The sequence below is a fragment of the Achromobacter sp. EB05 genome (assembly GCF_044232075.1).
GTDB lineage: Bacteria > Pseudomonadota > Gammaproteobacteria > Burkholderiales > Burkholderiaceae_B > Achromobacter > Achromobacter dolens.
In genome coordinates this window covers 3368761-3382423 of record NZ_CP155917.1, presented here as the reverse complement: position 1 = coordinate 3382423, position 13663 = coordinate 3368761, and the positions used below count along the sequence as shown (strand labels likewise).

Below are 13663 nucleotides of genomic sequence, written 5' to 3'. Positions count from 1 at the left end.
GGGCGGGCGCGCACAGGGTGGACGCTGCCGACGAGCGGGGCTAGGATAGGCGCAGCGTTTCGGCAGGCTCGGCAACGCTCGCGGTCTCCGTTTCCATATTGTGTCCCTAATTAATATTTTTTCATAAAATATGGGGACACAATAAGGATATGGATAAAATGGCGCAACTTTGTCAGGAGAGCATGTCCATGTCTCAAACTCCCACCCATGCCTTGCCGTCTTATCTGAATGCCGACGATCTCGGCCCCTGGGGTAATTACCTGCAACAAGTCGACCGGGTCACGCCGTACCTCGGTTCGCTGGCGCGCTGGGTCGAGACCCTGAAGCGCCCGAAGCGCTCGCTGATCGTCGACGTGCCGATCGAGCTGGACAATGGCAGCGTGGCCCACTTCGAGGGCTATCGCGTGCAGCACAACACCTCGCGCGGCCCGGGCAAGGGCGGCGTGCGTTTCCACCAGGACGTGACGCTGTCGGAAGTGATGGCGCTGGCCGCCTGGATGTCGGTCAAGAACGCCGCGGTCAACCTGCCGTACGGCGGCGCCAAGGGCGGCATCCGCGTCGACCCGCGCAAGCTGTCGCAGTCCGAGATCGAGCGCATGACGCGCCGCTACACCTCGGAAATCGGCGTCATCATCGGCCCGTCCAAGGACATTCCCGCCCCTGACGTGAACACCAACGCCCAGACCATGGCCTGGATGATGGACACGTACTCCATGAACGAAGGCTCGACCGCCACCGGCGTCGTGACCGGCAAGCCGATCGCGCTGGGCGGCAGCCTGGGCCGCGTCGAGGCCACCGGCCGCGGCGTGTTCGTGGTCGGCTGCGAAGCCGCGCGCGACCTGAACATCGACGTGTCCAAGGCGCGCGTGGTGGTGCAGGGCTTCGGCAACGTGGGCGGCACCGCCGCCCGCCTGTTCCATGAGGCCGGCGCCAAGGTCATCGCGGCGCAGGACCATACCGGCACGGTGCACAACGCCGCCGGCCTGGACGTCCACAAGCTGCTGTCGCACGTGTCGCAGCATGGCGGCGTGGGCGGCTTCTCCGGCGGCCAGGCGATGGACAAGAACGAGTTCTGGACGCTCGAAACCGAATTCCTGATCCCGGCCGCCCTGGAAAGTCAGATCACCGCCGACAACGCCGCCAAGGTGCGCGCCAAGATCGTGGTGGAAGGCGCCAACGGCCCGACCACCCCGGAAGCCGACGACATCCTGTTTGAGCACGGCGTGTACGTGGTGCCGGACGTGCTGGCCAACGCCGGCGGCGTGACGGTGTCGTACTTCGAATGGGTGCAGGACTTCTCCAGCTTCTTCTGGAGCGAGGACGAAATCAACCAGCGCCTGGAGCGCATCATGCGCGAGGCCTACGCCTCGATCGCGCTGGTGGCCAAGGAGCACAAGGTGACGCTGCGCACCGCCGCCTTCATCGTGGCTTGCACGCGCATCCTGCAGGCCCGCCAGGTGCGCGGCCTGTACCCGTAAGTCCTTCTGGGCGCCGGGCCCGGCCCGGCGCGCGGAGGAGCCAGAGGAAGACAGGAAAACCGCCCCGACAGGGGCGGTTTCCATTTCGGGCCGCGGAGTGGGCGGGCCGCGTCGCTTACGGCCGGATGGCGGCCACCGGCGCCGCCGGCCGGAACGCGCGGGTCCTCAGGACTTGGGCAGCAGTTCCGGCTTGAGGATGCCGCGCAGGTCCGAGTACGGAATGCTCAGTTCCGGCTCGCCATGCGAGTAGGGGGCGATCGAGTAGGCGTCGTACTTGACCACGATGCCGTCGCGCGTGAGCGCGAAGTTGTCGCTTTCCTGGAACGGCCACATCTTGTTATAGGCGGCCGGGTCGCGCTTGGCGTCGCTGTTTCCGGCCAGCCACTTGGCGTGGGCCTGCCGCAACGCGGCGACGTATTCGGCGCGGCGCCCGGGAATCAGCGCTTCGTCCAGCGCCATGACGCGGCCGCGGCTGCGTTCCCAGTTCAGGTACTGGGTGGCGGGAATGCCGTGCGCGGCGCCGGTCAGGAACTGCTCGGTGTGCAGCTCGATCGAGACGATGTCGCCCACGGTGTCCTTGACGCTGGCCTTGAAGTAGGTGGCGTCGCGCGGCCGCGCGGTGGACCAGAAATATTGCGTGTATTCCGACAGCGTCTCGTACGGGCCGCGGCGATTGGCGTCGGTGCCGGTCATGTAGGCCAGCACGTGGTCAACCAGCGCGGTCAGCTTGGGGATGCCGGGAAAGGCCACGCTGTCGATTTCGATGCGCGGGCAGTCGCCCTTGCAATCGGGCTTGTTGGACGCCCACTTGATGCGCTCGGTGGCCAGGTCGCCGATCTTCTCGGGCGTGGCCGTGCTGGCGGCCGCCGTCGGCGAGTCCAGCGTGATGTTGGCGGGGGGCGAACTGCCGCAGCCGGCCAGGGCCAGCAGGACGGCTCCCAAACCCGCGGCGGACAGGCCGCGCGGCTTGCGGGGAAGACGCATTGAACTACCTCCAGAAAACCCGGCCGCGCCCGCGGGCGCGACCTTCCGACTCAAACCCGCGGCGCCTCAGGGGACGACCGCGGTCCATTCGGGCGTGGAGAACTTCTCGGCGGCCTGGGCCTCGGCCTGCGCCAGCGTGGCCGCGCCCACTTGGCCCGGCGTCAGCCGGTGCAGGCTGGCGAAAGTGTCCACCATGCGCTGGATGATGACCTCGCGCGCCAACCCGGTCTGGGTGCGCAGCGGGTCGACCCGCTTCTTGGCGCTGGTGGTGCCTTTGTCCGACAGCTTCTCGCGCCCGATGCGCAAGACTTCCACCATTTTATCGGCGTCGATGTCGTACGACATGGTGACGTGGTGCAGCACTGCCCCTGCGCGGCGGGCCTGGGCGGCGCCGCCGATCTTGCCGATGTCCGAGGCGATGTCGTTGAGCGGCTGGTACCAGGCCTTGATGCCCAGCCCCTGCAGGGCCTGGAGCACCCACGCGTCCAGGAAGGCGTAGCTTTCCTGGAAGCTCATGCCGTGCACCAGCGCCTGCGGCGCGCTCAGCGAATAGGTGATGCTGTTGCCCGGCTCGATGAACATGGCGCCGCCGCCGCTGACGCGGCGCACGACCTCGATGCCGTGGCGCCGGGCGCCCTCGGGATCGACTTCGTTTTTGAGCGATTGGAAGCGGCCGATCACGACCGCGGGCGCCGACCATTCCCAGATGCGCAGCGTGGGCGGGCGGGTGCCGGCGCCGACTTCGTCGGTGATGACGGCATCCAGCGCCATGTGCAGCCCGGGGCGTTGCGGCGCTTCGTGGATCAGTTGCCAGTCGTAGTCGTTCCAGTCGGTGCGGGTCATGCCAGCGCCCTCCGCAGCACCACCGCCACGGCCTCGGCCGAGAAGCCGAACATTTCGGTGTCGGGCGGCAGCGCCGACTGCACCGCCAGCGCCAGTTCCAGTTCGCCGGCGTCGGCCGGCAAGCCGTTCAGGCCGCGGTTGATGGCTTCCAGCGCCTCGGGCGGCTCCAGGAAGAAATCACCGCTGATGCGGACATCGGCCAGGCGGCCGTCGCGGACTTCCAGGTCCGCGACCACCAGCTTGCCGCCGGGGACTTTGTATTCGCCGTGCATGGGCGCTCCTTTGTGTATCAGGCCTGGCGCCGGAGGCGGCGCTACAGGCTCAGTTTCATGCCGTCATGGCTGGCCACGAAGCCGAGGCTTTCGTAGAAGCGGCGGGCGTCGGGCCGGGCGCGGTCGGTGGTCAGTTGCACCATGGCGCATCCCTGCGCCCGGCACTGCTCGATGGCCCACTCGAACATGGCGCGTCCCAGGCCCTGGCCGCGCGCCGACGAGGCGATGCGCACGCTTTCGATCTGTCCGCGCCATTGGCCCAGCCGCGACAGGCCGGGTATGAACGATAACTGCAAACAGCCGATCAGGCGCGCGTCGCGTTCGACCACCGCGAAGAACTGGTTCGGGTCCTGCTCGATGGCGGCAAAAGCCGCAGTGTAGCGGGGGTTGAGCGGAACCGAGGGATCTTCGCGCCTGGCGCCCAGTTCGTCGTCGGCCAGCATGGCCACGATCTCGGGCAGGTCGCCCAGGCGCGCGCGGCGGAACCGCAGCGGGGAATCGGTCATGGCGGCCTCGCTCAGCGCACGTTCTGGGCGGTCTGGCCGAACAGGATGCGGCGCGACTCGTCGTCGCTGACCGAGGGCGCGGTGTTGACCTTGTCGGCCAGCGCGTAGGCGCGCTGCACGGCCGGGCGCGCGGCGATGGCGTCGAACCAGCGCTTCAGGTGCGGGAAGTCGTTCAGGTCCTGGCCCTGCTTGGCGTGCGGCACGATCCAGGGGTAGGACGCCATGTCGGCGATGGAGTAGTCGCCGGCGACGAACTCGCGGTCGGCCAGGCGCTTGTTCAGCACGCCGTAGAGGCGGTTGGTTTCCTTGACGTAGCGCTCGATGGCGTAGGGGATGCGCTCGGGCGCGTAACCCGAGAAGTGGTGGTTCTGGCCGGCCATGGGGCCCAGGCCACCCATCTGCCAGAACAGCCATTGCGAGACCTCGGCGCGGCCGCGCAGGTCGGCGGGCAGGAAGCGGCCGGTCTTTTCGGCCAGGTACTGCAGGATCGCGCCGGACTCGAACAGCGACAGCGGCGCCCCGCCGTCGGCGGGCTGCTGGTCGACGATGGCCGGAATGCGGTTGTTGGGCGCGATGGCCAGGAATTCGGGCTTGAACTGGTCGCCCTTGCTGATGTTGACCGGGTGGATCTCGTAAGGCAGTCCGGCTTCTTCCAGGAAAATCGTGATCTTGTGGCCGTTCGGGGTGGTCCAGTAATAGAGATCGATCATGGGGATTCCTCAGCGTCTTGGCGCCGCCGGCCACTGCCGGCGGATCGGAAGGTCCATGATAGCGGCGCCCCGGGCGGGCGGCCGAATACCCGGGGGCGCGGTGCGGGTTTGGCGCCGGGCCCCGTTCAGGCGGCGCCGGGCCGGGCGCCGCCGCGCAGGCGCCACTGCCAGTTCAGGCTGACGCCGGCGGCCGCCAGGAAGATCATGGCCACGCCCAGCACCTGAGTGGCGTCCATGCGGTGGCCGTACACCACCAGGTCCAGCAGGATCGCCACGGCCGGATAGATGAAGCTGAGCGCGGCGGTCGAGGTGGTCGGCAGCTTCTGGATCGCCGAATACATCAGGATGTACATCAGGCAGGTGTGGATCAGGCCCAGCGCCACCAGGTAGCCCCATTGCAGCGGGGCCGCGGGCAGCGCCTGGAAGTCGGCCATCGGCAGCAGCATCACCGCGCCCAGCGTCACCTGCACCAGCGCCAGCACCTGCGGCGGGATGCCCTTCAGGCGCTTGACGATGACGGCAGTGACGCCGTAGAGCGCCGCCGCGCCCAGCCCCAGCAGCAGGCCCGACAGATAGGCGTCGCCGCCGCTGTGGTCGGTGAGCTTGAGCACCAGCAGCAGGCCGGCGAAGGCGATCACCGACCAGGCCAGCTTGCCGCGCGTGGGCCGTTCGCCCAGGAACAGCGCGCCCAGGCCGATCAGGAAGAAGGGCTGCACGTTGTAGACGGCGGTGGCCAGCGAGATCGAGGCCAGGCGGTAGGCCGAGAACAGCAGCACCCAGTTCAGCACCAGCGCGGCGCCGGCGGCCAGGGCCAGCGCCAGAGTGCGGGCCGTGAACAGGCCGGGCTTGAGCAGGCCGCGCGCCCAGCAATACAGGAACAGCGACAGGGCGCCGAAGACGCAGCGGAAGAACACCACGTTCCAGGCGCTCTGGCCGGATTCCAGGACGAACACGCCCAGGGTGCCGGACAGGGTCATGGCGGCGGCCATCTGGGCCAGGCCAATGCGATCGGATGAGGGGGACATGGAAGGCTCCAGGGGACCATGCGGTCCGTGATTCGATGGAGAAATTATCCCAGGCCGATCAGCACGGTTATATGATGTTGCTGCGGCAGTTTTGTGTTTGAACCTTCGTTCGGGTGGAATTTATGCAGAATGACCTAAAAAATGAAAGTCCGGTCCTGGACGGCATCGACCGCCGCCTGGTGGAGATGCTGACGGCCAATGCGCGCACCACCACCGCCGACCTGGCGCGCCAGGTCGGGATGTCCGCGCCGAGCGTGGCCGACCGCCTGCGGCGGCTGGAGGAATCAGGGGTGATCCGCGCCTACACGCTGGACGTCGATCCGGTGGCGCTGGGCTACACGCTGGAGGCCATCGTGCGCATCCGGCCGCTGCCCGGGCAGTTGCGGCGGGTCGAGGGCCTGATCCAGGAAATTCCGGAATTCGTCGAATGCGACAAGGTCACCGGCGATGACTGCTTCATCGCGCGGGTGGTGCTGCGTTCGATCACGCATCTGGACGGCATCCTGGAACGCGTGACCGAGTTCGCCGAGACCAACACCGCCATCGTCAAGGCGCACACCGTGCGCCGCCGGCTGCCGCCGTTGCGTTGAACAGGCACGGCGGAATCGGGCGCGTCGCCGGCGCGAAGGCCAGCGCGGCACGTCCTGTGGCGGCGCCAGGATCCGGGCGCGGCTGCCGGCTTGGCAGCCGTCAGGCGGCCGGCGCGGCCAACGCGCGGACGATGTCGTCCTTCAGCCCGGCCGGCGTGTCGGTGGGGGCGTAGCGCTTGATCACCTGGCCGTCGCGGCCCACCAGGAACTTGGTGAAGTTCCACTTGATGCCCTCGGTGCCGAAGACGCCGGGCTTCTCGCCCTTGAGCCAGCGGTACAGCGGGTCGGCGTTGGCGCCGTTGACGTCGATCTTGGCGAACAGCGGGAAGGTGATGTCGTACTGCGTGGTGCAGAAGTCGAGGATCTCGGCCTCGTTGCCCGGCTCCTGGCGGCCGAACTGGTCGCACGGGAAGCCCAGCACCGTCAGGCCGTCGTCGCGCAGGGCGCGGTACAGCTCTTCCAGGCCCGAATACTGCGGCGTAAAGCCGCATTTCGAGGCCACGTTCACCACCAGCAGCACCCGGCCGCGGTAGGCGGCCAGCGGCTGGTCGGCGCCGTGGATGTCGCGGGCCGAGAAATCGTAGATCGTGCTCATGCGGGCTCCTTGGGGTCAGGCGTCGGAACGGGACGAGGCCAGCGCGCCGGTTTGCGGCGGCTGCGCCATCCCGGCGTGGCGCCCATAGTAGCGCGTGCCCCACAGGGTCAGCAGCAACACCGCCGCGGTGATGGCCGCCGACATCCACGGCAGGTCGGTCAGCGGCAGCCCGTGGCCCAGCGCCAGGCTGCCGAGCCAGGCGCCGCCGGCGTTGCCCAGGTTGAAGGCGCCCTGGTTCAGCGTCGAGGCCAGGTTGGGGGCCTCGGCCGCCTGGTCCACGATCAACGTCTGCAGCAGCGGCACCACGGCAAAGCCGAGGGTGCCCCAGATGAAGGTCATCACCAGCATTGGCGCCAGCGCGTGGATGGCCTGGCTGAGCGCCAGGAACACCAGCAGCAGGCCCAGGAAGATGCGGCGCAGCGACACTTCCAGATTGCGGTCGCCCAGCTTGCCGCCGAGCGTGCTGCCCACCGTGAGCGCCACGCCGAACAGCAGCAGCACGCCGGTCACGCCGCGTTCTGACACGCCGGTGATGTCGCGCAGGATCGGCGCGATGTAGGTCAGCACGCAGAACAGCGCGGCCGAGGCCAGCACGCTGGCGACCAGCGGCCACAGCACGCGCACGTCGCGCAGCACGCGGAATTCGCGCAGGATGTTGCCGGGCTGCATCGGGATGCGGCCCGGCAGCCACGCCGCCAGCGCCGCCACCGCGACCAGCCCGATGCCGCTGACCACCCAGAAGGTCGAGCGCCAGCCCGCCACCTGGCCCAGCGCGGTGCCCAGCGGCACGCCCAGCACGTTGGCCAGCGTCAGGCCGGTGAACATCAGCGCGATGGCGCTGGAGCGCTGGTGGCGCGGCACCAGGTCGGCCGCCACCACCGCGCCGATGCCGAAAAAGGCGCCATGGCAGAAGGCGGTGAAGACGCGCGCGGCCATCAGCGTGCCGTAGCCGGGCGCCAGCGCACAGAGCAGGTTGCCCAGCACGAAGGTGCTGGCCAGGCCGATCAGCGTGGCCTTGCGCGGTAGCCGCGCGGTGATGATGGCCATGATGGGCGCGCCGATCACCACGCCCATGGCGTAGCCCGTGATCAGCAGGCCGGCGATGTCGATGCTGACGTCGAGGTCGGCGGCCACGTTGGGCAGCAGGCCCATGATGACGAATTCGCTGGTGCCGATGCCGAAGGCGGCGGCGGCGAGCGCGATGAGATGCAGGGGCATGTAAAAGCGGGGAGAGGGCCGGAGACGCACGGGGCCGCGGCGGCAGGGAAGGGAGCGTGGATTTTAGAGCAGCGGCCCGCGCGCGCCGGCGCAAATCCCTGTTGCCGATACGGGTATACCCTTGGTTCAGGCCAGTTTCAGGTCCAGCGGCGTGATGCCCGGGAACACCTGCGCCAGCCGCGCCGGACTCAGGCCGTACAGGCGCGAGAACAGGCCGGCGAATAGCGCGCGGTATTCGTTGAGCACCGGATAGTCGCGGTCCTGGAACAGGGTGTCGCGCCTGACCGCGACCTGGCGGCCGGCAATGCGCCCGCCCCGCACGTTGCCGCCCATCACCCAGTAGACCGTGCCGTGGCCGTGGTCGGTGCCCTTGTTGCCGTTCTCGCGGAAGGTGCGGCCGAATTCGCTGATGACCACCACCGTGGCCTGCTTCCAGGCCGGACCCATCGCATCGGCGTAGCCGGCCAGCGCCCGCCCCAACTGGCCGAGCCGGTTGGCCAGCATGCCGCTGGCGCCGCCCTGGCCGACGTGCGTATCCCAGCCGCCGACGTCGACGAAGCCGAGGTTGTAGCGGTCGCGCATGAAGCGGCCGATACGGCGCGCTTCCTGTTCCAGCCTGTCGGCCGATACGGCGTTGCCGCTGGCGGCCTCCATCTCGGCGTCGAGTTCGGCGCGCGTGGCGCCCATGATGCGCTGGCCCTCGGCGACCGAGGCGCCCAGGTCGGTGTGCTGGTACATGGCGGCGATGGCGCGGTTGTCGGCCTCGGACAGGCGCGACTTGCGGGCCGCGCCGCCCAGGTCGATGTTGGGCACGCGTTCGGCGCCGCGGAAGATCTGCGGCACCTCGGAGGTGAAGGCCGCCGCCTGTTCGTCCTTGCCGCCAAGCGTCGCGGCCAGGCGGTTCAGGAAGCCCGAGCGGAAGTCGCCGTTCCTGTCGCGGGCCGCGCCCTGGCCGAGTTCGATGCGGTTCTGGGTCTCGAAGTGGCTGCGGCTGGTGTCGTCGGTGCCGGCGAACGGCACGAAGGCCAACTGGCGCTTCTGGTAGAAGGGCATCAGGCTGTCGGCCAGCGCCGGGTGCAGGGCCCAGCCGTCGGCCAGGGGCAGCGCGGCGCCGGCGCCGCTGCCGGGCCTGGCGATGGCGATGCTCGGGCGCGACTCGTAGTAGAAGTCGCTGCCGGCCGGCACCAGCAGGCTGGCGGCGTCGTAGGCGCCGCGCATGAAGACGACCAGCAGCTTGTTGCCGGCGGCGGCCGGCGCGGCGTACAGGCGGTTGGCGCCGAAGACGAGCGGCGCCGAGGCCAGGAGTTGCAGGATGCGGCGGCGGTCCATGATGGGTTTCTCCCGCGGCGCCTCAGCGCCGCATGAATTCGGGCGAGGCCAGCAGATAGGTGTTGGCGTCCCTGGGGTTCTTCGCCTGCGCGATGGCGTCGCGGGTGGCGGGCGACAGGCGCGCGAACAGGCCGTCGCCGGCGTTCTCGCGCAACAGTTCGGGCAGGCGCGGCAGTTCCACCGGCCCTTTGTCGTCGCCTTCGCGATAGAAGGCCTGCGGCGCGGCGGCGATGGCGCGCGCCACTTCGAAGCGCGCGGTCATCTGGCCCGAGCCGGCCCAGTCCGACTGCGCCTGCGGGTAGCCGTCGGGCGTCAGGCGCTGGTTCAACGGCTGACCCAGTTGCCGCAGCATGGCCAGGCCCGGCCGCGGGTTGACGATGGGCGGCAGGTCGGCATAGGTCAGGCGCAGTGCCGAGTAAACGTAATGCACCGGGTCCTTGAACACGCCCGTCTTGAGCGACCGCGTGAATTCCGGCGAGCCATACAGCGTCTGCAAGGTGGCGGCGATGTCGCCGTCGCTGGCCTGGAAGGTCTTGGCCATCTTGTCGATCACGGAGGCCGGCGGCGCGTCGCCCATGAAGTAGGCGGCCAGCTTGGCGCTGATGAAGCGCGCGGTGGCGGGATGGCGCGCCAGCAGGTCCACGGCCTCGTCGACCTCGGCCAGGCCGGCGCCGCGGATGGTGTGCCCCAGGAAGCGCTTGTCGCCGTAATCGTGGCGCGCCGGGTTGAACAGGAACAGGCCGTCCAGCGCCACCTGATCGCGCAGCGCCGGCCGGACCTTGGGCGGCCCGTCCTGGTTGTGGATGCCCAGGCCGGTGAGGATGCGCGCCAGTTCCTGCACGTCGGCCTGCGTGTAGCCGCCCTTGACGCCCAGCGTGTGCAGCTCCATCAGTTCGCGCGCGTAGTTTTCATTGATGTGCCCGGCGGCGTTCTGGGTGTTGTCCAGGTACGCCAGCATCGCCGGCGAACGCAGCGTGGCCGCCAGCAGGTCGCGGAACTTGCCAAGCGCGTGCGGGCGGATGGCGCGTTCCTCGTACTGGTCGATGTAGGTGCCGATGTCGTTCTTGGCCGCGTAGACGTTGAAGTGGTTCATCCAGAACCAGGTCATCTGTTCCTGCAACTGGTTGGGCGAGTACAGCGCGCGGTAGAACGCGCGGCTGGCGGTGTCGTCGGCGCGCTGGCGCGAGATGGCGCGGGCGTCGCGCTGGGCCTGCTGGCTGGCGTCGGGGGAGGCGTTCTTGGCGCCCTGGCGCAGGCTGCGCTGTTCGGCGTGCGCGTCCTCGGCGCTTTGGCGCGAGATCGACAGCGCGTCGATGCGCTGCTGCACGGCGGCGGGCAGGCGCGCCTTCGGGTCGGGATGCAACTGCGCCTGCAGGTAGCGCTGCGGGCCGAGTTGGCGCATGCGCGCCAGCTCGGCGGGGGTGGCGCCCCAGGTGATGCGGTTGACCAGCGCGGCCTCGAGCGCCTGGGCCTCGGAGCCGGTGGCGGGTATGGATGCGGTGGGCGGCGCGGCCGTCGCAGGGGCCGCGGCCAGCAGGGGGGCGGCGAGCAGGGGCGCGGCGAGCGCCAGGGCCGCCAATGGCGGCCGCCGGGCCGCGAGGCGACGCAGGAAGAGGCGGCGCGGGAAAAAGAGACGCGGGAAAAGGCGCATGTTCGGCATGAAGCGGCACCTTGCGGGTTGACGGTTGCGGCCTGCCTTCAGCAGGCGGTCAGGGTCGGCTGCGCGCGCTGCGGCCGATCCTGAGCATGTGACAGGATAGTCGCACCGCCATTCCCGTCGCGGCGCTGCTTGAAACGCAAGGAAACCGATGCTTGTGCAGTGCGCCGCCGCTTTCCCTGCGCGGCGCGGGGCCATTGCCGCCGATGGGCGGTCCGCGGCCTATCATGTGCCATCGCAGTCAGCGCAAGCGGCGCAAAGGAGGCCGGGCATGCGGGAAATGATCGATCGTCTGGAAACCATGTTGGCCAAAGGCACCGACAATATGTTGTTGCGATTCTCGCTGGGCAAGGCCTACGCCGAGCAGGAATGCTACGGCGACGCCGAGACGCATCTGCGCGCCTCGCTGGTGTTCGATCCGGCCTACTCGGTGGCCTGGAAGTGGCTGGGCAAGGCCTGCCTCGGCCGCGGCGACAAGGCTGGCGCCCGCGCCGCCTGGGAGTCGGGCCTGAAGGCCGCGCAGGCGCGCGGCGACAAGCAGGTCGAGAAGGAATTGCTGGTATTCATCAAGCGGCTCGACAAGGAGGCCGCCGCGCCGCAAGAGTGACCCGCTATTGCCGCTTGGCCGGCCCGGGTCCGCGCCCGAATCCACGCCGGCGCCGGGGCTATGAGGGGCGCCGTTCCAGCAATGGTTGTCCTTGCCGGGGCGCGGTGATCAACGCCGCTGTCACGGGCGCGGCGGCGCGCTTGGGCAACACGGTCTGGGCGCCGGCGATGCGGAACACCTCGATGGCGTGGCGCAGTTGGGCCCCGCGTGTGCGCAGGTTGTCGACCGCCAGGCTGGCCTGCTCCACCCGCGCCGCGTTGCTTTGCGCGGCGCTGTCGGTTTCCGAGATGGTGCGGCTGACGTTGTCGATGCCGGTGTGCTGCTCGTTGGACGTGGCGGCAATCTCGTTGACGATCTGGGTCACCTGCTGCACCGAGCCGACGATGTCGAGCATGGCCTCGCCGGCGCGCTCGACGTGGCGCACGCCGTCCTCGACCTTGTGGTTCGACGCCTCGATCAGTTCCTTGATCTCGCGCGCTGCCGTGGCGCTTTTCTGCGCCAGGCTGCGCACTTCGGAGGCCACCACCGCGAAACCCTTGCCGGCCTCGCCGGCGCGGGCCGCTTCCACTGCGGCATTGAGCGCCAGGATGTTGGTCTGGAAGGCGATGCCGTCGATGATGCCGACGATCTCGCGGATGCGCGCGGTGCTTTGCACGATGCCCTGCATCGCCCGCACCGCGTCGTCCACAACCTCGCCGCCGCGCTTGGCCACGTCGGACGCCTGGTTGGCCATCTGGTCGGCGCCGTGCGCGTTGGTGGCGGTCTGTTTCACCGTGGACGCCAGTTGTTCCATGCTGGCCGCGGCTTCCTCCAGCGAGGCTGCCTGGCGCTGCGTGTGGGCCGAGAGGTCGGCATTGCCATCGGCGATTTCGGCGGCCGAGGTCAGCGCGCTTTCGATGCCGCTGTGGACGTCGCGGGTGATGCTGACCAGGCTCTTGCGCATCACTTCCAACGAGAATTTCAGGGCCCCGATCTCGTCGCGGATGCTGGCGGGGGGCAGCGGCGTGCTGAGGTTGCCAGCGGCGATCTGGCGCGTGAAGTCGGTGGCGGTGACCAGCAGGCCGGTGATCGAGCGGGCAAAGCCCCAGCCCGAGGCGAAGATCAGGATCACGCCGCCGGCCAGCATGGCCGCCGCCAGCGCGATCTCCTCGGTGCTCATGCGGTCGAGCATGCCGTATAGCGCCACGCCGGCCGCGCCCAGGAACAGCGTCGAAGCCAGCATGGCCCAGGCCAGCATGCGCGAGCGCACGCCGGTCAGGCGCCAAATCTTGAGACGCGCCAGTACGCCGCGCAGGCCGGTCGGCTTGACCTGGCCGCGGCTGAGCCTGAAGCCGCGCGCGGTGCCGGCGCGCAGTTGCCGGTAGGCCGCGTCCGCGGCGTCGATCTGGGCCCGGGTCGGCTTGACCCGCACCGAGGCATAACAGACCGTCTCGCCGCGCTCGATGATGGGGGTGACGTTGGCCAGCACCCAGTAGAAGCCGCCATCCTTGCGGCGATTCTTGACCACGCCGGTCCAGGATTCGCCGCGCTGGATGGTACGCCACAGGTCTTCGAACGCCTCTTCCGGCATGTCGGGGTGGCGCACGATGTTGTGGGCCGCGCCCACCAGTTCCTCGCGGGCGAAGCCGCTGACCTCCACGAACGCGGGATTGGCGTAGATGATGCGGCCGCGGGCGTCGGTGCGCGAGATCAGGTACTGCTCGTCGTGAAGCGTGTATTCCTTGTCGTAGACCGGCTGGTTGTTGCGCATGCGTCTTTCGTCCTCTGATGGGCGGGGGCGTGTTGCTGCTGCCGGATCATCGGGGACGGGCGATATCGCCGGGTTGATCTACATCAAAATATTTTGAAA

At 69.1% G+C, this 13663-nt stretch carries 14 protein-coding genes; 3 read left to right on the top strand and 11 right to left on the bottom strand.

Features of this window, described 5'->3' with window-relative positions; all coding sequences use genetic code 11:
- The first annotated feature begins 188 nt into the window (after positions 1–188).
- Complete coding sequence (locus tag AAID08_RS15460) at positions 189–1478, top strand: Glu/Leu/Phe/Val dehydrogenase (protein ID WP_054504449.1); 1290 nt, start codon at positions 189–191, stop codon at positions 1476–1478.
- Between the two features lie 165 nt (positions 1479–1643).
- Here AAID08_RS15460 and AAID08_RS15455 read toward each other — a convergent pair whose 3' ends face one another.
- The 6 genes from AAID08_RS15455 to AAID08_RS15430 all read right to left on the bottom strand — a co-directional run bounded on the left by AAID08_RS15455 (position 1644) and on the right by AAID08_RS15430 (position 5818).
- Positions 1644–2462: an RsiV family protein gene (locus AAID08_RS15455; RefSeq protein WP_054504309.1), complete on the bottom strand. Its 819-nt coding sequence runs from the start codon at positions 2460–2462 to the stop codon at positions 1644–1646.
- 66 nt (positions 2463–2528) lie between these two features.
- Positions 2529–3305 carry a biotin/lipoate A/B protein ligase family protein gene (locus tag AAID08_RS15450; protein ID WP_395756566.1) on the bottom strand — a complete coding sequence of 259 codons (777 nt, stop codon included), beginning with the start codon at positions 3303–3305 and terminating at the stop codon, positions 2529–2531.
- Positions 3302–3577: a lipoate protein ligase C-terminal domain-containing protein gene (locus tag AAID08_RS15445; protein ID WP_006385315.1), complete on the bottom strand. Its 276-nt coding sequence runs from the start codon at positions 3575–3577 to the stop codon at positions 3302–3304. The genes AAID08_RS15450 and AAID08_RS15445 overlap by 4 nt, the downstream gene beginning before the upstream one ends.
- A 41-nt stretch (positions 3578–3618) precedes the next feature.
- Positions 3619–4083 carry a GNAT family N-acetyltransferase gene (locus AAID08_RS15440; protein ID WP_116792671.1) on the bottom strand — a complete coding sequence of 155 codons (465 nt, stop codon included), beginning with the start codon at positions 4081–4083 and terminating at the stop codon, positions 3619–3621.
- 11 nt (positions 4084–4094) lie between these two features.
- On the bottom strand, positions 4095–4793 hold the full coding sequence (locus AAID08_RS15435) for a glutathione S-transferase N-terminal domain-containing protein (protein ID WP_054504306.1): 699 nt from the start codon (positions 4791–4793) through the stop codon (positions 4095–4097).
- Between the two features lie 125 nt (positions 4794–4918).
- Positions 4919–5818, bottom strand: a complete 900-nt coding sequence (locus AAID08_RS15430) for a DMT family transporter (protein WP_116792670.1) — start codon at positions 5816–5818, stop codon at positions 4919–4921.
- Positions 5819–5940: 122 nt separating this feature from the next.
- Here AAID08_RS15430 and AAID08_RS15425 point away from each other — a divergent pair, with 122 nt between their 5' ends.
- Complete coding sequence (locus AAID08_RS15425) at positions 5941–6408, top strand: Lrp/AsnC family transcriptional regulator (protein ID WP_054504305.1); 468 nt, start codon at positions 5941–5943, stop codon at positions 6406–6408.
- 100 nt (positions 6409–6508) lie between these two features.
- On the opposite strand, the gene AAID08_RS15420 is transcribed toward AAID08_RS15425, so the two are convergent.
- The 4 genes from AAID08_RS15420 to AAID08_RS15405 all read right to left on the bottom strand — a co-directional run bounded on the left by AAID08_RS15420 (position 6509) and on the right by AAID08_RS15405 (position 11201).
- Complete coding sequence (locus tag AAID08_RS15420; protein WP_049074158.1) at positions 6509–7003, bottom strand: glutathione peroxidase; 495 nt, start codon at positions 7001–7003, stop codon at positions 6509–6511.
- Between the two features lie 15 nt (positions 7004–7018).
- Positions 7019–8221, bottom strand: a complete 1203-nt coding sequence (locus tag AAID08_RS15415) for an MFS transporter (RefSeq protein ID WP_054504304.1) — start codon at positions 8219–8221, stop codon at positions 7019–7021.
- Between the two features lie 126 nt (positions 8222–8347).
- Positions 8348–9550: a DUF1501 domain-containing protein gene (locus AAID08_RS15410; RefSeq protein ID WP_054504303.1), complete on the bottom strand. Its 1203-nt coding sequence runs from the start codon at positions 9548–9550 to the stop codon at positions 8348–8350.
- Positions 9551–9572: 22 nt separating this feature from the next.
- Positions 9573–11201, bottom strand: a complete 1629-nt coding sequence (locus AAID08_RS15405; protein ID WP_395757823.1) for a DUF1800 domain-containing protein — start codon at positions 11199–11201, stop codon at positions 9573–9575.
- A gap of 277 nt (positions 11202–11478) precedes the next feature.
- On the opposite strand from AAID08_RS15405, the gene AAID08_RS15400 reads away from it, so the two are divergent.
- Entirely contained in the window at positions 11479–11814 is a 336-nt protein-coding gene (locus AAID08_RS15400; protein ID WP_081273528.1) for a hypothetical protein, read from the top strand.
- A gap of 58 nt (positions 11815–11872) precedes the next feature.
- Here the strand turns inward: AAID08_RS15400 and AAID08_RS15395 are convergent, their stop codons facing one another.
- Positions 11873–13564 carry a PAS domain-containing methyl-accepting chemotaxis protein gene (locus AAID08_RS15395; RefSeq protein ID WP_175189587.1) on the bottom strand — a complete coding sequence of 564 codons (1692 nt, stop codon included), beginning with the start codon at positions 13562–13564 and terminating at the stop codon, positions 11873–11875.
- Positions 13565–13663: the final 99 nt, after the last annotated feature.